The sequence below is a fragment of the Clostridium sp. AF35-15 genome (assembly GCF_003477745.1).
Lineage (GTDB): Bacteria > Bacillota > Clostridia > Lachnospirales > Lachnospiraceae > Otoolea > Otoolea fessa.
In genome coordinates, this window is record NZ_QUDY01000005.1 from 208,388 (window position 1) to 229,451 (window position 21,064).

A 21,064-nucleotide genomic window follows, 5' to 3' on the forward strand; every position below is an offset into this window, starting at 1 on the left:
AGCGTACATACGTTTTATTTCTTCTTGTGCACGTTCCGGATGGTTTTTTTCTTTCCGCTTCCGCTGCTCTTTCCACCTACAGCGCCGCCAAATCCCCCCGCATTTCGTCCATTTTCATTTACGCCGGTCTGTTTGTGCCCGGTCATACCGCCCACAGCCGGTCTTTTGGCGTCTTTTGCACGATTGGCAGCAGCCGGTTTTGTCGTCTGGCTGCCATGATGCGTCCCTTTATATCCGCCAGCCGCGAAATCGCGTCCTTTGATCTGCCGCGGACGGATCAGGCATTTCTTATCAAAACCGATCAGATCCGTTCTGCCTGCCAGACGGAGTGCTTCCAGCACCAGATCATAGTTTTTCGGGTTGCGGTACTGGATCAGCGCACGCTGCATCGCTTTCTCATGCGGGTTGGTCGGCACGTACACCTTTTCCATCGTGCGCGGATCATATCCCGTGTAATACATACACGTAGACAGTGTGGATGGTGTCGGATAGAAATCCTGCACCTGCTCCGGCATGTAGCCGAGGTCCCGCAGATATTCTGCCAGTTCGATCGCCTCCTTGAGCGTGGAACCCGGATGGGAGGACATCAGGTACGGAACAAGGTACTGCTTCATTCCCAGCGAGTCATTCATTGCAGTATATTCCTTCATGAACTGGCGGTAGACCTTATTCTCCGGTTTTCCCATCCGTTTTAATACATTATCCGATATATGTTCCGGCGCTACCTTGAGCTGTCCACTGACATGGTACCGACAAAGTTCCCGCAAAAATGCCCGGTTTTTCTCCGCCAGCAGATAATCGAAACGGATGCCCGAACGGATAAAAACTTTCTTCACCTTCGGAATCGCCCGCAGTTTCTTTAACAGGGAAATATAATCGCTGTGATCGGCATTCATATTTTTGCACGGCTGCGGGAACAGGCACTGTTTGTGCGGACAGGCGCCGTAGGTCATCTGTTTTTCGCATGCCGGGTGACGGAAGTTTGCCGTCGGACCGCCGACATCGTGGATATACCCCTTGAAATCTGGTTCCTGGGTCAAAAGTTCTGCTTCCTGAATAATTGATTCATGGCTGCGGGTCTGCACGATGCGTCCCTGATGGAAGGTCAGCGCACAGAAGCTGCATCCGCCGAAACATCCACGGTTGCTGATCAGGCTGAATTTTACTTCCGTAATCGCCGGAATACCACCCGCTGCATCGTAACACGGATGCCAGGTTCTCATGTATGGAAGTGCGTAGACATCGTCCATCTCTTCCTGCGTCAACGGCTTCGCCGCCGGATTCTGGACCACATAGAGGCGGTCGCTGTACGGCTCAACGAGACGTTTTCCTGAAAATGGATCCGTATTGCTGTACTGGGTGTAAAAACTTTCCGCATACGTCTTTTTATCAGAGGAAACCTCGCGGTAAGACGGCAGACGGATTTCATCGTAAACGGAATTCAGATTGTCTGCCTTATAAACGGTTCCTTCAATGAAGGTGATATCCTTCGCCTCGATGCCGCTGGCCAGTGCATCCGCGATCTCCACGATCGAGCGCTCACCCATTCCGTAGGAAATCAGATCTGCCTGGGAATCCAGCAGAATGGACCGTTTCATTTTTCCGGACCAGTAATCATAATGTGCCAGACGCCGCAGGCTGGCTTCGATACCGCCGAGAATGATCGGCTTTTTCGACCAGGTGCGGATCAGGTTAGAATAGACGATCGTCGCATAATCCGGACGTTTTCCCATCTCGCCGCCCGGTGTGTAGGAATCCTTTGCGCGGCGCTTTTTGGAAACAGAGTAATGATTCACCATCGAATCCATATTTCCGGCACTGACCAGCCATCCTAGACGCGGCTCACCCAAAATCTGGATGGATTTCTGATTCTTCCAGTCCGGCTGGGCGATGATGCCTACTTTATAGCCGTGCGCTTCGAGCATACGGCTGATGATCGCGTGGCCGAATGACGGGTGATCGACATACGCATCCCCGCACACGTAGACAAAATCGCAGCTCTCCCAGCCGCGCTTGTCCATATCCGCCCGGCAGATCGGTAAAAAATCATGTATCATTTTATCTTGCCCCCTGTATCACTTCCCGGTAGTCCCGGATATAAAAATCAGCTAATTCTTTCTTTTCTTCGGTCATGGAAAGTGAAAATACGTCCTCGACCGCGCCAACGCGCATACCAGCCCGTTTTCCAGCCAGAATCCCCGCCGGGACGTCCTCAAATACCAGACATTTTTCCGGCTGTACGCCCAGATCCGCCGCTACTTTCAGATAGATATCCGGCGCCGGTTTTCCTGCTGCCACCTCACAGGCAGTTGCCACCACACCGAAATAGGAACGGATATCCAGAGAATCCAGCACGGCTGCTACCATATCCTGTGCATTGCTCGTTGCAATTCCCATGCGGATTCCTTTTTTCTTTAAAAATGAAAGAAATTCCGCAACACCTGATTTCAGCGGTACCTCATGGCGGTATTTATCGATCGACATTTCAATCCAGATCGCCTTGATCTCATCCAGGGTCATCGGCAGCTGGAAGCGATCTTTAAAATAGATTGCTGTCTCGGAAAAGCTCATGCCCTCGATCACCTTCTCAAGATCTTCCGGACAGTCATAGCCGTAACGCTTTAAAAAATCCACATCGATCGCTTTCCACATCCACATGGAATCGACCAGGGTGCCGTCGAGATCGAAGAGGACGGCGTCTACTGTGTTCCAGTTGATTTCAGGAGGTGTGTTATTTTGGGTGTCTGACAAATTTTCGTCATTCGATACACAATTTTGTGAGGTTAGCATTCTTTCTTTTAACGCTCTAATTTCATCTTCCGTCAGCGCCCGGTACTCTCCCGTCGCCAGTGCCTCATCCAGGGCAAGCAGTCCCATCGAAAGGCGTTTCAGGTAAATGACTTCGCCGCCCTCTGCCTCAAACATCCGCTTTACCTGATGAAATTTTCCTTCATGGATGGTCAGGCGCGCCTCGCAGAGGTCTTCTCCTGCGTCGTTCCATTTTTTCTCGATCACAAGCTCTGCCGGCCGTACCGGTGTGCCATCCTTCAGCGTCAGTCCTGCCTGAAAGCGCGCTTCGATTCCTTCTTTCAGTGTTCCCTTTACGCGTGCAAAATAGACCTTATCCACGTGTTTTTTCGGTGCCAGAAGCTCATGCGCCAGCGCACCGTCGTTTGTGATGAGAAGCAGTCCTTCCGTATCAATATCGAGGCGTCCGACCGGGAAGAGGTCTTTTCGCTTTGCTTCATCAATAAGGTCAATGACAGTCTGATAGCGCCCGTCTTCCGTTGCGGAAACGACGCCCTGCGGTTTATTTAACATATAATATTCCGTGTCTGCCCAGCCAACCGGCTGTCCATCCAGTGTAACCCGGGTTTCGTCCGGGAATATTTTTCGGTCAGACTCGCGGCAGACGGTTCCATCGACCAGAACCCGCCCTTTGCGGATCATCTCTTTTACCTGACTGCGTGTTCCCTGCTTCATCTCTGCCAGGAAACGGTCTAAACGTATACTTTTACCTTGTCCCATCACTGCCACCTCCATCCGGGATTGTATTTATTTTTAAGCTGACCGCCCCGTTTCTGCGCCCAGCCAAGCGGAAATCCATCCACACAGATTAGTACAAGACCATCTGCTGCCTCTTCCTCTGCGGCTGTCAATGTCTCGCCCTTTAAATAGCGGATCGTGCGCTCATCCGAGGCATTAAAATTTAAGTAATTTACAAATTCCTGCATCCGCAGGTTCATTGCCAGCGCCTGGGATGGTTCAAACCGCCCTTTTTTCAGTTCTCCGAGCAGAAGTCCGGTACGCAGACAGCGGAGCGGCTTAAAATAACGTGTATTGTCGCCTGCCAGCGCTGCCGGGAGGTAATAGATGCGCTCGCCGTCACGGTAGAATTGCTCCGGATTCCAGGTTCTTACCGGAAGCTGGCGCAGAAGCTCAAACAGGGGGGAAAAATCCTCGGCGGTCTGGTTTTGCGCCACGTTTTTTCCCTTTCCAAACATTTTCCCTTTCGCTTTTCCGGAAGCCATCTGTCTGGACTTACCGTCTTCCGCCACACGGCACAACCGCGCTTCTATTTTCTCTACCAAAAGTGGATCGCTCAATGCTTTCTCACCGGCATTTTCCAAATTCTTGACATTTGCGTCTGGTTTCTCCGTCCGCTTCTCCAACAGCGCAACAAAATGTCCTTCGCCCTCCAGACGGTGCGGAAACAATCTCAGACAGCCCTCAATGCCACGGCTTCCCTCAAAGCCATATTCCGGTTTCTGCGGCACGACCGCCATCTGCGGATATTTCTCCAGAATATACTCGATCGTTCCCTCGTCCTCGTCCCTGTCAAAGGTACAGGTCGAATAAACCAGTTTCCCGCCCGGCGCAAGCATCTGCACGGCACAGTCGAGAATCTGGCGCTGCAGCGGCGCATAATAATCGGGACCTTTTTCGTTCCAGCTCTTTACCATCGACGGATCGCGGCGGAACATACCTTCGCCGGAGCACGGCGCATCGACCAGAATCTTATCAAAAAACTCCGGCAGGATGCCAGCCATTTTTTCCGGTGCCTCGCTCGTTACACAGATATTTCCCGCTCCGAACATTTCCAGATTTTTAAGAAGCGCTTTTGCGCGCGAATTGCTGATATCATTGGAAAACAGGACACCTGTACCGGCTAATTTCGCCGCCAGTTCCGTACTTTTACCGCCCGGTGCCGCGCACAAATCCAGAACCCGGTCGCCCGGCTTGATCGGCAGCCATGCCGCTGGTGACATCGCACTCGGTTCCTGCAAATAGTAGAGTCCCGCGTAGTACCACGGATGCCTGGATGGGCGTTCGCCCTGATAATAAAAACCGTTCTTCGTCCACGGCACTGGTTTCAAATTCCAGTCCGCCGTCTGTGCCATCTCTAAAAACTGTTCCGGTGTCAGCCTGCCCGTGTTGACGCGCAGCCCTGAACGCGGCTCTTCCTCATACGAAGCCAGATACTCCGGGTATTCCTCCCCCAGAAATTGTTTCATTTTTTCAAGAAATTCTTCCGGCAGTTCTCGGTAATCCAATCGTTTTCCTCCTGTTTTTGTCTATTGCTCTGTATATCCATTTATAATCGTGATTCTAAAGACTTTTTCTTCGCGCTCATTCGTTCTTTCTTTGTTCGGTATGCCGGTTTTCAGGCTTCCAAAAGGAATGAGCCATTTTCTGTCTACATATATATAATCTATCTTTATATTACTTTTTAATGATAGAAAGGCGCTCCCATGCCATATATAAAAAAAATATTATCCGCCCTGTTCCCAGCACTTATCCTGTCGCTTCTGCTCTCGCATCCGCGTCTCTCTGCGGATGGGGCACAGAAAGGACTTCTTTTATGGTTCAATACGGTCTTTCCGACGTTATTTCCCTTTATGCTCTTCTCAAAGCTTTTAGCTGAACACGGCGGCGTCCGGCTGCTTCTAGCGCCATTTCACCCGGTTTTGAAACATCTTGGGATGTCTGTCTACAGCGGCTATGCCCTGCTTGCCGGGCTGCTCTGCGGTTACCCGATGGGAATGAAAACTGCCGCCGATTTTAACCGGAAATCGCTGCTTTCGGCACATGAAAAACGGCTTCTGACCGCCATCAGCGCTTCGCCAAGCCCCATGTTTATCGCCGGATATGCTGCACCTAGGCTGAACCCGGCAGTTCCGTCAAACTATCTGGTTCTGGCACTATATACGCCGCTTTTATTGGTTGGAAGTCTCCTATGCATTTATAATAAAGTAACTTCTTTTAGCCTTCAAAACCGATTTTTTTCGAAAGAAACCGGCTCTGTCAAGCCTGCCCGCACAAAATCCACATCTGTCTCCGTTCCCGCTTCCTTCGACACCATCCTGATGGACTGCATCGAACTGCAGGTCCGCATCGGCGGTTTGATCATGCTGTATTCGATCCTCGCTGCCTTTGTCGACGCCTTCTGTTCCGGCACGCTGCGTCTGGTTCTGATCGGGACGGCTGAAATGACAACCGGCATCGATGCGATCGCCCGTTCTGGTGCCATATTCAGTATCCCGGTTCAATCCGGCGCGATGGCGGCATGTGCTGCGTTCGGCGGGTTATCCGGGATCGCCCAGACAAATTCAGTCATACGGGACAGCCGAAAAGACAGAGAAAAAAATGCCGGACTTTCCATCCGGCATTATGTACTGTGGAAACTGGTTCACGCCAGTCTCTCGTTCGTTCTCTTTATTCTGCTGCTTCGCCGGATGCCGCCTGTGTAGCGGCCGCTGCTGCCTCGGCGCCTGTGTTCTCCTCCGGCTCGGTCACGACACTGCCAGCCAGCTCATTACGGTTGGAAGATACGACATCGTAGCTGGACTGCATCGAACTCATGTAAGACTCGAAACGGCTCTGCGCGCCCTCCATCGAATGCTTGATGATGGTCTGCAGGCTGCGGAGCATGTCGTCCGTGTACTGAACGGAACCCTGGCGGATATTGTTTGCCTCTGTGACAGCGTTGTCTACGATCTGCTGTGCCTGTGCATTTGCCTGCTCAATAATGCTGTTTGCTTCTGCATATGCACGCTGCATGATCTCATGCTCATTAACCAGCTCATTGGTCTGGGCGGTCGCCTCGGCTACCATCGCGTCTGCCTGGGAACGTGCCTCCTGCAGAATCGCATCCTGGTTGCTGATGATCTTCTGATATTTCTTGATCTCCTCCGGAATGCGAAGACGCAGTTCCACGAGCAGTTCTTCAATCTCTTCTTTATTTACTAAAATCTTCGTGTTGGACAGCGGCTGAAACTTGCAGCTGTCGATATAATCTTCAATTTCTGTGATGATCTGTTCAATTCTGCTCATAGCTTTTCTCCTTACTTACATTCCCTGTCTTCCTGAAGCGCCTGGTATTTCTCCTGTACTTGTTTTGCAATGACCGGATCGAGAAATTCGGAAATGTCTCCGCCGTACATCGCAACCTCTTTTGCCATACTGGAACTTAAATACGCGTATTTAAGGTTCGTTGTCAGAAACAGGGTATCTATTTCGGGTGCAATCACCCGGTTCATCTGCGCGAGCTGCAGCTCATATTCGAAATCCGTGATCGCACGCAGACCACGCACGATGACCTTTGCGTGATTCTGGCGCATGAAATCGACCAGAAGTCCGTCAAACGACTGCACCTCCACGTTAGGAATGTCTTTTGTCACTTCCTCTAACATCTTAACACGTTCTTCGACAGAAAACAACGGAGATTTTGCGTTATTACACAAAACTCCCACGATGACCTGATCAAAAATTTCGGAGGATCGCTTTATAATATCAAAATGTCCGAGCGTCACCGGATCAAAGCTGCCCGGATAAATGGCTGTTTTCATCTTTTTTTCTCCTTTGGTATTCAAGCTTTTCGGATAAACAGATGTTTATTCGTCTTATATATCTTCTCTTTTTCGAGATGGTATCCCAGTTCTGAAAGGTAGCCGCACCCGGTCTCTTTCGATGCCTCTGTGATGATCATCGTATGTTCATCTGCCAGGGACGAATGCGCCAGATAAGTAAGCACTTCTTTCTCCCAGAGATGGTTGTACGGAGGATCCATAAAAATGAAATCAAACGCACTCTTCCGGTTTTCTATCCGTTTCAATGCATCCGAAATATCACAGTTTAACAGCGTCGCCTTATCAGCTAGGCGGGCCGCTTTCAGATTGTCACGGATGCAGTCCGCCGCTTTCGGATTCTTCTCCACAAAAACAGCTTCTTTTGCCCCGCGGCTTAAAGCTTCGATCCCGATCGCCCCGCTTCCGCTGAATAAATCGAGAAATGTGCATCCATAGATATCATTCTGAATCATATTAAAAAGAGTTTCTTTGATACGGTCCGTCGTCGGTCTCGTATCCATTCCCTCGATCGTCTTTAAAGTAAGCCTTCTGGCACTTCCTGCTATTACCCGCATGGATTTTTCTCCATCTTACTAGAAATATTAATGTATTTTGAACTGCAACCGTAAAATTCACCAAACAGTTTGCGTATTTTTTAACACTACATCTGTTCTATTATAGTATGAGTTTTACTGATATACAAGCATAAAATCGGATCAATACTAACTTTTTTCCCTACATTGTGGGTGTTTTGCCCCAAAATGTCAATTTGCACAAAACCTTCTAGTGTATTTCACTTTTAAGATCCGCATACTGAGAATGTAACAAAAAGAGACACCCGGACAAACGAAAGTTTGAAGGGGCACACGCAAAAAAGGAGGCGTCTGTTATGTCTAGTTCCAACAACACTAACAAAACCAATGTACCGGAAGCCAAGGAAGCGATGAACCGCTTTAAGATGGAGGTTGCCAATGAGATTGGCGTTCCGTTAAGCGAGGGCTACAATGGTAACCTGACCTCCGCACAGGCTGGTTCCGTCGGCGGCTATATGGTCAAAAAGATGATTGAGGAACAGGAAAAAAAGATGGCTGGTAAATAAGGCATCGTAGGGCTCTTCTGAATCTTCGCTGAAACGGCGGAAAAAACGGCAGCAGCATGATTGACAAAACCGGACTTGAACGACCGATTTTCAATCATGCTGCTGTTCTTTTCTGCAAAACATTCATTCACTTGTTTGACAGACAGATTGTATACTTACTTTAGCGATAAAAATGCCGCCAGATTCCCCCTCTTATCTCCCATCACGCGGTGTGAATATAAAAGATCCGGATTGCATTTCGTACATACATTCGTCACAGCCAGATGCTCCGGCAAAATTCCGGCATCCAGGAGCACCAGGCGGTTCGCGCCCCAGAGGTCAAGCTGGTACTTGCCATTCCCCTTATTCATGAGAATCGATTTCCCATTCCAGGAATAACAGGATGTTGAATCATCCTGACTGATTTCTGCTCCAAATTCTTCTTTAAATGCGTCTGCCACATCCTCACTGACCTCATAACAGTCCCGGCAGATGCTCGGTCCGATGCAGACGCACAGATCCTTCGGCTTCGTGCCGAACGCCTCTCCCATCGCCTCGATCGTTTTCTGTCCCATCCGGTGAACGGTTCCCTTCCAGCCGGAATGCGACAGTCCGATGGCATGATGCACCGGATCTACAAAATATAATGGTACACAGTCCGCAAAAAATGTAACCAGCGTCATCCCCGGCACGTTTGTGATAAGCCCGTCGATGTTTTCATAATCGCGTTCCCGCCAGATTCCTTTTCCAGCGTCCGCTTCCGTAACAAGACGGATATTCGTCGTGTGCGTCTGATGGCTGAGCACCATCTTTGACACATCCGTTCCCAAAATCCGCGCCATTTTCCGGTAATTTTCAAGCACATCGTCCCGGTTGTCGCCACGCGTCAGCGAAAAGTTCATCGTCCCGAAATATCCCTTGCTCGCCCCGCCAAGCCGGGTAGAAAATGCGTGGCGCACCATCCTGGTCTGCTCTAAGAGCGGAAAGGTAAAATAAGCCACTCCCTTTGACTCATGAAGGGTAATTGGTGCCGGATGAACTGTTTTTTGTATATAGGTAAGCGCCATGATTGTCACATCCTTTTTCTGTCTCTTGCTCAAATCTCGTTGTGCAGTTTTTGAATTCTCTCATTTGTAATTATCCGCACCAGAACGCGTCCCGAATTAATCTCACGTTACTGCCAAGCACCGCCACCACATCAAACCGGCACGGCGTGTCCTCGGAAATATGATAACGCGTCATATAATACCGGGCGGTACGAAGAATCCTCGCCTGCTTGCGGGCATCCACTGCCTCCGCCGGATCGCCTTCGTGTTCATCGCGGCGGTATTTGACCTCGATAAAAACCAGGTAGTCTCTATCTCTTGCGATAATATCAATTTCACCCTGGCGACAGCGGAAATTCCGGCAGAGAATCTGATAACCGTGCCGGGTGAGATATTCACACGCCAGAGTTTCATATTCAGTTCCGATGGCACGGCGGTTGAATGAATTTCCATGAAGATGAAAGTTTCTTTCTCCCATTCAGCTCCCTTTCTGTTATTTCATCCCCTGCATCGCGGCTTTCTCGCCCAGCAGCTTCTTCAAAAAGGTTCTCCGGTGGATCGGGCATGGACCATAGGTTAAAATTGCCTCGTTATGCATCTTGGTTCCGTATCCTTTATGCTTCGCAAACCCGTATTCCGGATAGATTTTATCGTACTCCATCATCATATGATCCCTCGTCACTTTTGCCAGGATACTGGCTGCCGCGATCGAGACACTTTTTGCATCGCCCTTGATAATCTTAATCTGCTTTTCCTCCGAAATCCCCGGAATGATGACCGCGTCATTTAAAAAGATATCCGGCTCCTGCGGAAGCTGTGCGACTGCCTGACGCATTGCTTCATAGGTCGCCTGCAAAATATTGATGGAATCGATCACCTCCGGGCTTACAATTCCAATTCCGTAGGCAGCTGCCTTTTCTTTGATTTCCAGAAATAATTCTTCCCGGCATTTTTCCGACAATTTTTTGGAATCGTTCAGCCGCAGAATCGTACAGTCTTTCGGAAGTACCGCGACCGCCGCCACCACCGGACCGGCTAATGGACCTCTGCCCGCCTCATCAATGCCGCAGACGATCCCTGCACTTTCGTACTGATGTTCATAGGCGCGCATTCCTTCGAGACGCGCCAGTTCTGCTTCCAGTTTTTCTCCTGTTAGTTTTCTCATGTTTTCCTATACCTCCGGCACTTCCAGCGTCACGCGCCCCAGTTTGCCGCTGCGGAAGTCATCTAATAGGAAGCCAGCCGCTTTTTTCGTATCCAGCTCGCTGCCCTTTAAAAGACAGGAACGTGCCCTTGCGATTTCACGCAGAATTTCCCAGGCTTTTTTTGTATCTTCGCCGTCCCCAGCCGTATTCTCAACCAGCGTCACACCATACCGCTCTTCCAGGCGCTTTCCGTAACGTCCGGACATATTTTTGATCAGCTCGGCTGCCAGCTCTTCCTTATCCAGAATCTCATCGTTGATCGAGCCGATAAATGCAAGGCACAGTCCCACATTCGGATCTTCAAATTTCGGCCAGAGGATTCCCGGCGTATCGAGAAGTTCCAGTGTCTTATTTAAGCGGATCCACTGGTTTCCCTTAGTAACACCCGGTTTATTTCCAGTCTTGGCGCAGGCTTTTCCGGCAAAGGAATTGATAAAGGTCGATTTTCCGACATTCGGAATGCCGACTACCATCGTCCGCACCGGGCGGTTTTTGATACCGCGGCGGCGGTCACGCTCAATTTTTTCCTTGCATGCCTCCTGCACCAGCGGCTGGATCTGCTTCATTCCCATGCCGCTGCGCGCGTTGATGCGGAGTGCATGGATGCCCTGCTCCTTAAACCATGCGATCCAGCGCTCTGTACAGCCGTCGTCCGCCAGATCCGCCTTATTTAAAAGGACAATCCGTCCCTTTCCCTTCGCAAGCTCATCAATATCCGGGTTGCGGCTGCCGAGCGGCACGCGCGCATCCACCAGCTCAATCACCAGATCGATCAGCTTGATATCTTCCTTCATGGCTCTTTTTGCCTTTGTCATATGTCCAGGGTACCATTGTATCTGCATGAAATTTTCTTCCTTTCTTAGAACCTATCTCGACGAAATCAACCCAAACCGGCTAACCGGCTGGATCCGCAGCCAGACCTTTCCTTTGATCTGCCGGAACTTCACATTTCCCACATTGGAAAAGCGGCTGTCCTCACTGCCGGAGCGGTTGTCACCCAGCAGAAAATATTCGTTTTTATCCAGACTAATCGGATATTCCGCCAGTCCAGCCAAAGCCGCCTTACCCAAGTCGTTCGGGGCGTCTGATTTTTCATTATTAATGTAAATATAACCGTCCTTGATCTGCACCGTCTCACCTGGCAGTCCAATGACGCGTTTTATATTGTAATTTCCCGTTTCTTTTTCAAATACAATAATGTCATAGCGCTTTGGGCGCATCACGCGGTAACTCAGGCGGTTCATCAGAACCTTTTCGTTCTGCGACAACACCGGTTCCATTGATTGACCGCTCACCCGTATCTGTGTCCCCATCGCAAACACGGCGAACCACGCGATCGAAATTACCACCGCGATATCCACGATCCATCCAACCACCAGACGGATGCGGTTTTTATCCTCTTTCAGCTCCATATGTCACTCCCTCTCTATCCGTTCCCCATGAATCATCGCTCATGTCGCAAGCGACCGCGCTCGGCGCGAGAATGTGCCAGGACACATTCTTTTTTATAATAGGAAATCACAAGGAATTTCCTATTATACGAAAAAAAGCTGCTGCACAGCTCCTCCCGCCGCGCCGGACACACATAACCGCATATCCGGATGCACAGCGGGCTGACCTGTACAGCAGCCCCATCCGCTTCAGAAATTATTTTACTAACTCTTTTACCTTCGCTGCCTTGCCGATTCTGGATCTCAGGTAGTTCAGTTTTGCTCTTCTTACTTTACCTCTTCTTACTACTTCAACGTTCTCTACAGACGGAGAATGTAACGGCCAGGTCTTCTCTACACCAACACCGTTGGAGCTCTTTCTAACAGTGAAAGTCTCGCGAACGCCGCCGTTCTGTCTTTTAATAACAGTTCCCTCGAAAACCTGAATTCTCTCGCGGTTTCCCTCTTTGATCTTAGCAGATACACGTACTGTATCGCCTACGTTGAAACTCGGAACGGTTTCCTTTAACTGAGCTGCTTCAATGTTCTTAATAATCTCGTTCATCTTTGTGAACCTCCTTTAAAATCTTTGATGTTCTTAATACGATCTTTTATCCCGTAAAAACGTGCTTTCTGTAACAGCGGAACATCTCTTTATTTCACAGAATATGATTTTATCATAGAAATCCTTGATTTGCAAGGACTTTCTGCTCTCTTTTTTAGAGTTTTTTTGTTTCTTTTTCCTCTTTCTGACGAATCAGCTCTTCCAGATATTTCTTCTCTTTCTTATCCAGAACCGCATCTTTTAAAAGATCCGGGCGGCGTTCCAGCGTCCGTTCGATCGATTTCTGACGGCGCCAGGTCTCGATATTTTTGTGATGCCCGGTCAGAAGTACGTCCGGGACCGCCTTATCCATAAATACAACCGGGCGGGTGTATTGTGGATATTCCAGCAGATTGTCGTGAAATGACTCAAATTCCGCGGATACGTCATTATTTAACACACCAGGCACCAGACGGGAAATGCAGTCGATCATAACCATCGCCGGAAGCTCACCGCCCGTCAGGACATAATCGCCGATGGAGAGATAGTCAGTTACAACCAGCTCTAACGCGCGCTCATCGATCCCCTCATAATGCCCGCAGAGGAACACCAGATCCTCTTCTTCCGCCAGTTCTTCCGCGATTTTCTGGTTGAAAACCTGCCCCTGCGGAGTCAGATAGATCACGCGCGGACGTTTTCCGGTGCGCGCCGCCAGGTCTTCATATGCATCGTAAATCGGTTCCGGCTGCATCACCATACCGGCGCCGCCGCCATAGGGCGCATCGTCTACATGATGGTGTTTGTCCTTCGAGTAATCGCGGATATTGACCGCCTCAACCGAGATCAGCCCTTTGTCAATCGCACGCCCCGTAATACTTGTGTTCAGTCCCCCCATTACCATCTCCGGAAACAGGGTCAGAATATGAAAATTCATCCGTTTCTCCTATATTTATACAGCACTTTCACAACGGTACTTTCATTTTAGGATTTTCATTCCATTTACAGATCCAGCAGACCGTCCATGATATGAACCGTTACAGTGCCAGCCTCCAGATCAACATTCAGGATGCATTCCTTGATGGATGGGAAAAGGTATTCTTTGCCCTCAGGTCCTTCGATCACGTATACGTCGTTAGCCGCTGTCTGAAGGATATCCTTCACCGTACCGAACTCCTCACCCTCGTCCGTCAGCACTTTCAGACCTATCAGATCGGCAATGAAATTCTCATCCGGATTCAGTTTCACCGCCTGATCGCGGGTGATCAGAATATCCTTATTACGGAACGGCTCGCAGTCCTCAATCCGATTCATCTCTTTAAATTTAAGAATGACCATATTTTTGAAAAAACGCACCTGTTCCACGGTCACCGGCATTTTTTCTTTTCCAGTGTCGATATACGCTTTTTTTAATTTTTTAAAACGATTCACATCATCGGTGGTAGGAAATACTTTCACATCTCCTCGCAGGCCATGCGGGGACGTAATCACACCAACTCTCAGATAATCAACCATTCTGTAATCCTCCTGTATAAAATACATGAAAAAGAATGTGCCTTGGCACATTCTCGCGCCGAGCGCGGTCGCTTGCGACATGTTTCTGCTTCGCGCGAGTGCGCATCCTCGCGGAGCGTTTTTTATTTCATAGGACGCAATTTCCTATGAAATAAAAAAGCCGGACACCCTTTCAGGCAGCCGGCTTTTCAGCTTCGTCTGTATTACTGAATCTCTACAATAACTTTCTTGTCTTCCTTGGATGAAGCCGCCTTGACAACCGAGCGAATCGCTTTCGCGATACGACCCTGTTTTCCAATTACCTTACCCATATCGGCCGGTGCAACGGAAAGCTCGATTACAGTCTCGTCGTCTTTGACCGATTCTGTAACCACTACCTCGTCCGGGTTCTCAACAAGTGCTTTCGCGATAACTTCTACTAATTCTTTCATACCTTTGCACCTCACAGGTCAGTATGCTTGATTTACTGGATACCAGCGATCTTTAAGAGTTTACCAACAGTCTCTGTCGGCTGAGCGCCTGTTGCTAACCATTTCTTAGCAGCTTCCTCATCGAATTTCAGAGTGCTCGGCTCTGTGTTCGGATCGTAGATACCGATCTCCTCGATGAATCTGCCATCTCTCGGGGATCTGGAATCTGCAACAACGATTCTATAGAAAGGAGCTTTCTTCTGACCCATTCTTCTTAATCTCATCTTTACCATTTTAAATTACCTCCTGAAATTTTCCTTATTTCCTTAAATTATAAAATATAGCTAATGCACACTGCATCTACTAACACTTGTTTAAAACGGCAGCTTCATCTTTCCAAGCATACCGCCGAGTCCGCCAAGACCCTTGCGTTTTCCGCCGCCTGCCATACCCGGAAGCTGTTTCATCAGCTTTTTCATATCTCCGAACTGTTTTACCAGGCGGTTGACTTCTGCGATGTCCACGCCTGCGCCCTGTGCGATTCGTTTCTTGCGGGACGGATTCATCAGATCCGGGTTGCGCCGCTCTTCGGCTGTCATCGAAAGGATGATCGCCTCCACGCGTCCCATCGTCTTCTCATTTTCATCTAAATCCAGACCTTTAAGCTGTCCCATACCCGGCATCATGCTCATGATGCTCGCCATACCGCCCATTTTCTTGATCTGGTTCATCTGATCGAGGAAGTCATTGTAATCAAATTCTGCCTTCTTAATCTTGCGACCGAGTTCTTTTGCCTTCTCCTCGTCGATCACAGCAGATGCTTTGTCGATGATGGAAAGGACATCGCCCATGCCCAAGATCCGGGAAGCCATACGGTCCGGGTAAAACTGTTCCAAATCGGAAAGTTTCTCGCCCATACCGACATAGAGAATCGGTTTTCCGGTTACCGCCTTGATAGAAAGGGCCGCACCGCCTCGCGTATCGCCATCCATCTTTGTCAGAACCACACCGTCAATGCCGATTTTGTCGTTAAACATGCTCGCTACATTGACTGCATCCTGACCAGTCATGGCATCTACAACGAGAAGTGTCTGATAAACATCCACATTCTCTTTAATCTCAACCAGCTCATCCATCATCGCTTCATCGATGTGGAGACGACCGGCTGTATCGATGATAACCACATTGTTGCCATTTTTCGCTGCGTGCTCAAGCGCTGCCTTTGCGATATTGACCGGTTTGTGGTTCGTTCCCATCGCAAATACGGGAACACCCTGTTTTTCACCATTTTTCTGCAGCTGTTCGATTGCCGCCGGTCGGTAGACATCACATGCTACCAGCAATGGATTTCTTCCCTTTGCCTTGAGCTTTCCGGCAATCTTTGCCGTCGTGGTCGTCTTACCAGCACCCTGGAGACCTGCCATCATGATGACGGTAATCTCATTGCCCGGTTTTAACGCAATCTCTGTCATCTCGGAGCCCATCAGCTTGACCAGCTCGTCGTTGACAATCTTTATTACCATCTGTCCAGGATTCAGGCCATTTAAAACGTCTGTTCCAATCGCCCGTTCCTGTACAGAACTGATAAACTGTTTTACTACCTTGAAGCTTACATCCGCTTCCAGAAGGGCCATCTTGACTTCTTTGAGCCCGGCTTTTACGTCGCTCTCGCTGAGTCGTCCCTTGCCTGTCAGGTTTTTAAACACATTCTGCAGTTTGTCTGCCAAGCTTTCAAATGCCATCAAAAACCTCCCGCATTATAAATCCAATATCTCGTTTGAGATTCGCCCGATTGCCTCAATCAGCGCCTGATTCCGAGTCCGGCTGAATTCTTCCGTCAACCGATGAATCTCAGTTACTTTTTCCTTGGTTTTCTGGAACTTGGCAATCAGCCCAAGCTTTTCCTCATAACCAAGAAGTGTACGGTCACAACGCCGGATCAGATCATGCACACCCTGACGGGTAATGCCCTGTTCATCTGCAATCTCACTGAGGGATAGATCGTTAAATACCACATCCTCATATACACTTTGCTGATGCTTTGTCAGGAGTTCTCCGTAGAAATCATACAAAAGACCCTGTTCAACAATTTTTTCCATTCCTCATCACCTGTGTTATCATACACGATAATCTAATTGGTGTCAAGTATTTTTTCTTTACACCAATCAGATTATCAATCGAATTATTTTTTAATGACGTTCTGTTTATGTTTTTCAAATTCTATCCCCGCACCGGATGGCCATCTTCCTTCGGCATCTTCTTCGCCGCCCGCCAGAAGCAGATCATATGTGCCGTCGCAGTGACCGCCCAGGAGATTGGGTACGACAGATACAGGATCGCCAGCGACCGCTGCGCTGCAAATATGGTAAAGATCCAAATCACTCGCAGTCCGCAGGCGCCGGTCAGAGAGACTAGCGTCGGCAGGATCGAATACCCAAGTCCGCGGATGCTTCCGACCATCGTATCCATCACGCCGCACAGGAAATACGTCGTACAGATGATCGACATCCGGAGCAGTCCATAGGAAATAACGTCGGCGTCTTCTGAATATATCTGCAACAGCCACGGACCGCCGAGGTATGCTGCAAATCCAAGCACCAGTCCTACTGTCACAACGACGCCCTGGCAGGTGGCAAGGATCTTTTTGATCCGCGTGTATTTCTCCGCTCCGATATTCTGGCTCGTAAAGCTTAAATTGGTCTGGTACAGCGCATTCATCGAGGTATACACAAATCCCTCGATATTCTGCGATGCCGTGTTGCCTGCCATCGCGATCGAACCGAAGGAATTGACAGACGACTGAATCAGTACGTTGGAGATAGCAAAAATCGCTCCCTGAATACCAGCCGGAAGCCCTACCTTTATAATAAGAAGAAGTTTTCTCCGGTTGACTCCCAGCTTGGAAAGCGACAGTTTCATCGCGCCATCTGAACGCATCAGGCAGCGGATAACCAGAAATGCGGAAATACACTGGGAAATCACGGTTGCCAGCGCGACACCTGCTACATCCATCTGGAGCTGGGTAACAAAGAATACGTTCAGTGCCGCATTGATAACACCTGCCACGGTCAGGAAATACAGCGGACGTTTCGTATCGCCGATCGCGCGCAGGATTGCACTTCCGAAATTGTACACCATCGTTGCCGGCATACCGGCAAAATAAATCCGCATGTAGATCGTCGATTTATCGATGACATCGTCCGGCGTCCCCATCAGTTCCAGCCAGAAACGTGAGGTAAACAAACCCAAAAAGACCAGAAACAGCCCGCTTATCAGGCTGACCGTGATCGCCGTATGGATTGTCTCGCTCATGTCGCGGTCATTCTTCGCGCCATAATAGCGTGCCACCAGGACGTTCGCACCGATCGACAGACCGATAAAGACGTTAATGAGAAGATTAATAAGGGAACTGGTCGAGCCGACTGCAGCCAGAGACTGGCTGCCTGCAAAACGCCCCACCACGATCACATCTGCCGCATTGAAAAGAAGCTGAAGCACACCGGAAAGCATCAGCGGAATGGAGTATGTAAGTACCTTTCCGAGAATCGGACCATTGCACATATCCATTTCATAGGATTTCGCCATGTTTTTCATCCTTTCGTATCTTAAAAATAAAAGTCCTTTCATTTTTCGAAGGCTGGTCAGTTGATACTATTCTACCCCCTTTCCATGCGCTTTTCAAGCGTTCTTTTAATCGTTGACTTTTTCCCGGCGCGTTTTATAATAAGGGTAGATAATTTACGGCGTAAACTGTCTGGCATCTTCACAGTTACAGCCACTTTACTTATAAGGAGGACATCATGATGAACACACAGCGACTTGAGAAAGTTTTAAAGAAAATGGAAACAGAGGGACTCGAGCAGATGATTATTTCCGATCCTTATGCGATCTATTATCTGACGGGTCGTTTTATTGATCCGGGTGAACGTCTGCTGGCGCTTTACATTAACCAGTCCGGCAAGAATAAGATCTTTATCAATAACCTCTTTACCGTTCCGGAAGATCTGGGCGTAGAGAAATTCCGCTTCTCGGATACAGACGATTACCTGACTCCTCTGTGCGACTGTGTTGAGGCAGGCAAACCGCTCGGTATTGATAAAACATTTGCTGCCCGTTTCCTGATTCCGGTCATCGATCATTCGGGCGCTTCCTCCTACAAGGTCAGCTCCATCTGCATCGATGAGGTCCGTGCGTGCAAGGATGACGAAGAACGTGAAAAAATGCGTGCGGTTTCCGCAATCAATGATAAGGCGATGGCACAGTTCCGAGGTCTGATCCATGAGGGCGTGACTGAGGAAGAGATCGCTTCCAAGATGTTAGATATTTATAAGAGTCTCGGTGCAGACGGATATTCCTTTGAACCACTGGTTGGCTTCGGTGCAAACTGCGCGCTTGGACACCACGGTCCGGACAATACTGTTCTGAAAGAGGGCGACACCGTCCTGTTTGATGTTGGATGCAGGAAGGATGGCTATTGTGCCGATATGACACGTACTTTCTTCTATAAAAAAGTACTGTCTGAGAAGCACCGCGCTATTTATGAGACCGTCCGCCGTGCAAATGCTGCCGCAGAAGCAATTCTGAAACCGGGCGTTCCGCTCTGCGAAGTCGATAAAGCTGCCCGCCAGATCATCGAGGATGCCGGATATGGTCCGAACTTTACCCATCGGCTGGGACATTTCATCGGTCTGGAAGTACATGAGTACGGCGATGTTTCTTCTGCGAACACCAAGGTCGCTGAGGTTGGCAATATCTTCTCCATCGAACCAGGTATTTATGTAGAAGGCGAAGTTGGCGTGAGAATCGAGGATCTGGTGCTGATTACTGAGGATGGATGCGAGATTCTGAACTCCTTCAGCAAGGAGCTGGATATTGTAGAGTAATCACATCGCATCATTTATAACACGATTATAAAAAAGAAACTGTTACAGATGGTATTTCTGGTAATTCCGATTACAAATCACGAATCATCCAGAAAGCCAGCATCTGTAGACAGTTTCTTTTTAGTTTTCTTTAAAAGCTAATTATAATTTTCATTTATAAAAAGGCGTTTTTACGCGTTCAGCTTCTCCGTCATCATTTCATTCACTTTACCCGGATTTGCCTTGCCCTTCATCGCTTTCATCACCTGACCAACCAGAAATCCAAGTACCTTTGTCTTTCCACTCTTGTACTCTTCCACCGTCTTCGGGTTTGCGGCGAGCACATCGGAAACTGCCTGTTCCAGGGCACTGTCGTCATTGACCATGCCAAGTCCGTGTGCATCGACATAGGCGGACGGATCGACATCTTGCTCGAAAACAGCTGTAAATACTTCTTTTGCCGTGTTGTTATTGATCGTTCCGGCATCGACCAGATCGATGAGCTGTGCCAGATGCATCGGGGAGAACCACAGGCTTTCAGCGTCCTCTCCTTTTTCCTTGAGCAGGCGGCTTGCCTCGCCGATCAGCCAGTTTGCCACCTTCTTCGGTTTCTGGCAGAGGGTGGTGGTCTTTTCAAACATATCCGCCATCTTCTTAGACTCAGTCAGAATGCGGCTGTCATATTCAGACAGACCATATTCACTCTGGTAACGTGCCATTTTTTCCGGCTGCAATTCCGGCAGGGCGGCGCGGACAGATTCCAGCCACTCATCGCTGATGCAGACCGGCGGAAGATCCGGATCCGGGAAATAACGGTAATCTTTCGCATCCTCTTTGGAACGCATCGCATAGGAGTATTCCTTGTTGTCATCCCAGCGTCTCGTCTCCTGGATGACCTTCCTGCCCTCTTCCAGCAGCTCAATCTGGCGGGCGCGCTCGCCGTCGATCGCACGGGCAATCGCCTTGAAAGAGTTCAAGTTCTTCATCTCGGTTCTCGTACCAAATGTCTCACTTCCCACCTCACGAACCGATAAGTTGACATCGGCACGCATCGAACCTTCCTGCAACTTGCAATCGGATGCGCCCAGATACTGTACCAGCAGGCGCAGGCGTTCGAGGTAGGCAATAACCTCATCAGCACTCCGCATATCCGGCTCGGAAACGATCTCGATCAGCGGCACGCCGCTTCGGTTGTAATCAACCAGCGAGCAGTCTTCCCACTCGTCGTGAATCAGCTTTCCGGCATCTTCCTCCATATGAATTTCATGAATACGAATTTTCTTTTCACCGGCAGGCGTGTCGATCGGGATATAGCCGTCGTGGCAGATCGGGAGATACAGCTGGGAAATCTGGTAGTTCTGCGGGTTATCCGGGTAAAAATAGTTTTTCCGGTCAAATTTACAGAACTGGTTGATACCGCAGTTTGCCGCCAGACCGACAGACATCGCGTATTCAACAACCTTCTTATTTAAAACCGGCAGAGAACCCGGCATACCGGTACAAACCGGGCAGGTATGAGTATTTGGTTTTGCTCCAAATTCGGTGGAGCAGCCGCAGAAAATCTTGGTTTTCGTCGCCAGCTCTACGTGTACCTCCAAGCCGATGACTGTCTCATATTCTTTCTTCAT

General features: G+C 49.2%; 23 protein-coding genes. 3 read left to right on the forward strand and 20 right to left on the reverse strand.

Going from position 1 to position 21,064, the window contains the following annotated elements; genetic code table 11:
* Window positions 1–14: 14 nt before the first annotated feature.
* Genes DWZ76_RS08005 through DWZ76_RS08015 form a run of 3 tightly spaced genes read right to left on the reverse strand, consistent with a single transcriptional unit; the run spans window position 15 to window position 5,054 of the window.
* Entirely contained in the window at window positions 15–2,057 is a 2,043-nt protein-coding gene (locus DWZ76_RS08005) for a YgiQ family radical SAM protein (RefSeq protein ID WP_118472364.1), read from the reverse strand.
* 1 nt (window position 2,058) lies between these two features.
* Window positions 2,059–3,528, reverse strand: coding sequence for a pseudouridine synthase (locus DWZ76_RS15455; protein WP_118472365.1), 1,470 nt, complete (start codon window positions 3,526–3,528; stop codon window positions 2,059–2,061).
* On the reverse strand, window positions 3,528–5,054 hold the full coding sequence (locus DWZ76_RS08015) for an RsmB/NOP family class I SAM-dependent RNA methyltransferase (protein WP_270497365.1): 1,527 nt from the start codon (window positions 5,052–5,054) through the stop codon (window positions 3,528–3,530). Before DWZ76_RS08015 ends, DWZ76_RS15455 begins: the two co-directional genes overlap by 1 nt.
* A gap of 198 nt (window positions 5,055–5,252) precedes the next feature.
* Between DWZ76_RS08015 and DWZ76_RS08020 the strand changes: the two genes are divergently transcribed.
* Window positions 5,253–6,251: a nucleoside recognition protein gene (locus tag DWZ76_RS08020; protein WP_243017793.1), complete on the forward strand. Its 999-nt coding sequence runs from the start codon at window positions 5,253–5,255 to the stop codon at window positions 6,249–6,251.
* Here the strand turns inward: DWZ76_RS08020 and DWZ76_RS08025 are convergent.
* Genes DWZ76_RS08025 through rsmD form a run of 3 tightly spaced genes read right to left on the reverse strand, consistent with a single transcriptional unit; the run spans window position 6,217 to window position 7,924 of the window.
* A complete protein-coding gene (locus tag DWZ76_RS08025) occupies window positions 6,217–6,834 on the reverse strand; it encodes a hypothetical protein (protein WP_022358776.1) in 618 nt (205 codons plus the stop codon). The two genes, DWZ76_RS08020 and DWZ76_RS08025, sit on opposite strands and share 35 nt — an antisense overlap.
* A gap of 11 nt (window positions 6,835–6,845) precedes the next feature.
* Window positions 6,846–7,349, reverse strand: a complete 504-nt coding sequence (gene coaD / locus DWZ76_RS08030) for a pantetheine-phosphate adenylyltransferase (RefSeq protein ID WP_022358775.1) — start codon at window positions 7,347–7,349, stop codon at window positions 6,846–6,848.
* 20 nt (window positions 7,350–7,369) lie between these two features.
* Complete coding sequence (rsmD, locus tag DWZ76_RS08035; RefSeq protein ID WP_118467715.1) at window positions 7,370–7,924, reverse strand: 16S rRNA (guanine(966)-N(2))-methyltransferase RsmD; 555 nt, start codon at window positions 7,922–7,924, stop codon at window positions 7,370–7,372.
* A gap of 314 nt (window positions 7,925–8,238) precedes the next feature.
* Between rsmD and DWZ76_RS08040 the strand changes: the two genes are divergently transcribed.
* Window positions 8,239–8,448: an alpha/beta-type small acid-soluble spore protein gene (locus DWZ76_RS08040; protein ID WP_022358773.1), complete on the forward strand. Its 210-nt coding sequence runs from the start codon at window positions 8,239–8,241 to the stop codon at window positions 8,446–8,448.
* A gap of 155 nt (window positions 8,449–8,603) precedes the next feature.
* Here the strand turns inward: DWZ76_RS08040 and pgeF are convergent, their stop codons facing one another.
* The 13 genes from pgeF to DWZ76_RS08105 form a co-directional block, all read right to left on the reverse strand.
* Complete coding sequence (pgeF, locus tag DWZ76_RS08045; RefSeq protein ID WP_118472366.1) at window positions 8,604–9,494, reverse strand: peptidoglycan editing factor PgeF; 891 nt, start codon at window positions 9,492–9,494, stop codon at window positions 8,604–8,606.
* 70 nt (window positions 9,495–9,564) lie between these two features.
* Window positions 9,565–9,951 (reverse strand): YraN family protein, encoded by a 387-nt coding sequence (locus DWZ76_RS08050; protein ID WP_106999914.1) that lies wholly within the window; start codon window positions 9,949–9,951, stop codon window positions 9,565–9,567.
* Between the two features lie 15 nt (window positions 9,952–9,966).
* Window positions 9,967–10,638 carry a ribonuclease HII gene (locus tag DWZ76_RS08055; protein WP_118472367.1) on the reverse strand — a complete coding sequence of 224 codons (672 nt, stop codon included), beginning with the start codon at window positions 10,636–10,638 and terminating at the stop codon, window positions 9,967–9,969.
* Window positions 10,639–10,644: 6 nt separating this feature from the next.
* Window positions 10,645–11,520 (reverse strand): ribosome biogenesis GTPase YlqF, encoded by an 876-nt coding sequence (ylqF, locus tag DWZ76_RS08060; protein ID WP_022358769.1) that lies wholly within the window; start codon window positions 11,518–11,520, stop codon window positions 10,645–10,647.
* A 24-nt stretch (window positions 11,521–11,544) separates the two neighbouring features.
* On the reverse strand, window positions 11,545–12,090 hold the full coding sequence (gene lepB, locus DWZ76_RS08065; RefSeq protein WP_118472368.1) for a signal peptidase I: 546 nt from the start codon (window positions 12,088–12,090) through the stop codon (window positions 11,545–11,547).
* Window positions 12,091–12,325: 235 nt separating this feature from the next.
* Entirely contained in the window at window positions 12,326–12,673 is a 348-nt protein-coding gene (rplS, locus tag DWZ76_RS08070) for a 50S ribosomal protein L19 (RefSeq protein WP_022360232.1), read from the reverse strand.
* Window positions 12,674–12,827: 154 nt separating this feature from the next.
* On the reverse strand, window positions 12,828–13,586 hold the full coding sequence (gene trmD / locus DWZ76_RS08075; RefSeq protein WP_118472369.1) for a tRNA (guanosine(37)-N1)-methyltransferase TrmD: 759 nt from the start codon (window positions 13,584–13,586) through the stop codon (window positions 12,828–12,830).
* 65 nt (window positions 13,587–13,651) lie between these two features.
* Complete coding sequence (gene rimM, locus DWZ76_RS08080; RefSeq protein ID WP_106999918.1) at window positions 13,652–14,164, reverse strand: ribosome maturation factor RimM; 513 nt, start codon at window positions 14,162–14,164, stop codon at window positions 13,652–13,654.
* 203 nt (window positions 14,165–14,367) lie between these two features.
* Entirely contained in the window at window positions 14,368–14,595 is a 228-nt protein-coding gene (locus DWZ76_RS08085; protein WP_022360235.1) for a KH domain-containing protein, read from the reverse strand.
* Window positions 14,596–14,627: 32 nt separating this feature from the next.
* The gene (gene rpsP, locus DWZ76_RS08090; RefSeq protein WP_106999919.1) at window positions 14,628–14,867 is read right to left on the reverse strand and encodes a 30S ribosomal protein S16; all 240 of its coding nucleotides are present in this window, start codon (window positions 14,865–14,867) and stop codon (window positions 14,628–14,630) included.
* An 81-nt stretch (window positions 14,868–14,948) separates the two neighbouring features.
* A complete protein-coding gene (gene ffh, locus DWZ76_RS08095) occupies window positions 14,949–16,316 on the reverse strand; it encodes a signal recognition particle protein (protein ID WP_118472370.1) in 1,368 nt (455 codons plus the stop codon).
* A 15-nt stretch (window positions 16,317–16,331) separates the two neighbouring features.
* Window positions 16,332–16,673 (reverse strand): YlxM family DNA-binding protein, encoded by a 342-nt coding sequence (gene ylxM, locus DWZ76_RS08100; protein ID WP_118472371.1) that lies wholly within the window; start codon window positions 16,671–16,673, stop codon window positions 16,332–16,334.
* A gap of 121 nt (window positions 16,674–16,794) precedes the next feature.
* Window positions 16,795–18,159, reverse strand: coding sequence for an MATE family efflux transporter (locus tag DWZ76_RS08105; protein WP_118472410.1), 1,365 nt, complete (start codon window positions 18,157–18,159; stop codon window positions 16,795–16,797).
* A 218-nt stretch (window positions 18,160–18,377) separates the two neighbouring features.
* On the opposite strand from DWZ76_RS08105, the gene DWZ76_RS08110 reads away from it, so the two are divergent.
* Window positions 18,378–19,457: a Xaa-Pro peptidase family protein gene (locus DWZ76_RS08110; protein WP_118472372.1), complete on the forward strand. Its 1,080-nt coding sequence runs from the start codon at window positions 18,378–18,380 to the stop codon at window positions 19,455–19,457.
* Window positions 19,458–19,627: 170 nt separating this feature from the next.
* On the opposite strand, the gene gatB is transcribed toward DWZ76_RS08110, so the two are convergent.
* Window positions 19,628–21,064 carry an Asp-tRNA(Asn)/Glu-tRNA(Gln) amidotransferase subunit GatB gene (gene gatB / locus DWZ76_RS08115; RefSeq protein ID WP_118472373.1) on the reverse strand — a complete coding sequence of 479 codons (1,437 nt, stop codon included), beginning with the start codon at window positions 21,062–21,064 and terminating at the stop codon, window positions 19,628–19,630.

Bases quoted from the DNA above. Each gene is read 5' to 3' on its own strand.
- DWZ76_RS08105 (WP_118472410.1), bottom strand. From the start codon at position 18,159: ATGGCGAAATCCTATGAAATGGATATGTGCAATGGTCCGATTCTCGGA.
- DWZ76_RS08110 (WP_118472372.1), top strand. From the start codon at position 18,378: ATGAACACACAGCGACTTGAGAAAGTTTTAAAGAAAATGGAAACAGAG.
- DWZ76_RS08040 (WP_022358773.1), top strand. From the start codon at position 8,239: ATGTCTAGTTCCAACAACACTAACAAAACCAATGTACCGGAAGCCAAG.
- ylqF (WP_022358769.1), bottom strand. From the start codon at position 11,520: ATGCAGATACAATGGTACCCTGGACATATGACAAAGGCAAAAAGAGCC.
- DWZ76_RS08005 (WP_118472364.1), bottom strand. From the start codon at position 2,057: ATGATACATGATTTTTTACCGATCTGCCGGGCGGATATGGACAAGCGC.
- rplS (WP_022360232.1), bottom strand. From the start codon at position 12,673: ATGAACGAGATTATTAAGAACATTGAAGCAGCTCAGTTAAAGGAAACC.
- ylxM (WP_118472371.1), bottom strand. From the start codon at position 16,673: ATGGAAAAAATTGTTGAACAGGGTCTTTTGTATGATTTCTACGGAGAA.
- DWZ76_RS15455 (WP_118472365.1), bottom strand. From the start codon at position 3,528: ATGGGACAAGGTAAAAGTATACGTTTAGACCGTTTCCTGGCAGAGATG.
- trmD (WP_118472369.1), bottom strand. From the start codon at position 13,586: ATGAATTTTCATATTCTGACCCTGTTTCCGGAGATGGTAATGGGGGGA.
- DWZ76_RS08025 (WP_022358776.1), bottom strand. From the start codon at position 6,834: ATGAGCAGAATTGAACAGATCATCACAGAAATTGAAGATTATATCGAC.
- lepB (WP_118472368.1), bottom strand. From the start codon at position 12,090: ATGGAGCTGAAAGAGGATAAAAACCGCATCCGTCTGGTGGTTGGATGG.
- DWZ76_RS08055 (WP_118472367.1), bottom strand. From the start codon at position 10,638: ATGAGAAAACTAACAGGAGAAAAACTGGAAGCAGAACTGGCGCGTCTC.
- pgeF (WP_118472366.1), bottom strand. From the start codon at position 9,494: ATGGCGCTTACCTATATACAAAAAACAGTTCATCCGGCACCAATTACC.
- DWZ76_RS08085 (WP_022360235.1), bottom strand. From the start codon at position 14,595: ATGAAAGAATTAGTAGAAGTTATCGCGAAAGCACTTGTTGAGAACCCG.
- gatB (WP_118472373.1), bottom strand. From the start codon at position 21,064: ATGAAGAAAGAATATGAGACAGTCATCGGCTTGGAGGTACACGTAGAG.
- DWZ76_RS08020 (WP_243017793.1), top strand. From the start codon at position 5,253: ATGCCATATATAAAAAAAATATTATCCGCCCTGTTCCCAGCACTTATC.
- rsmD (WP_118467715.1), bottom strand. From the start codon at position 7,924: ATGCGGGTAATAGCAGGAAGTGCCAGAAGGCTTACTTTAAAGACGATC.
- rimM (WP_106999918.1), bottom strand. From the start codon at position 14,164: ATGGTTGATTATCTGAGAGTTGGTGTGATTACGTCCCCGCATGGCCTG.
- DWZ76_RS08050 (WP_106999914.1), bottom strand. From the start codon at position 9,951: ATGGGAGAAAGAAACTTTCATCTTCATGGAAATTCATTCAACCGCCGT.
- coaD (WP_022358775.1), bottom strand. From the start codon at position 7,349: ATGAAAACAGCCATTTATCCGGGCAGCTTTGATCCGGTGACGCTCGGA.
- rpsP (WP_106999919.1), bottom strand. From the start codon at position 14,867: ATGGTAAAGATGAGATTAAGAAGAATGGGTCAGAAGAAAGCTCCTTTC.
- ffh (WP_118472370.1), bottom strand. From the start codon at position 16,316: ATGGCATTTGAAAGCTTGGCAGACAAACTGCAGAATGTGTTTAAAAAC.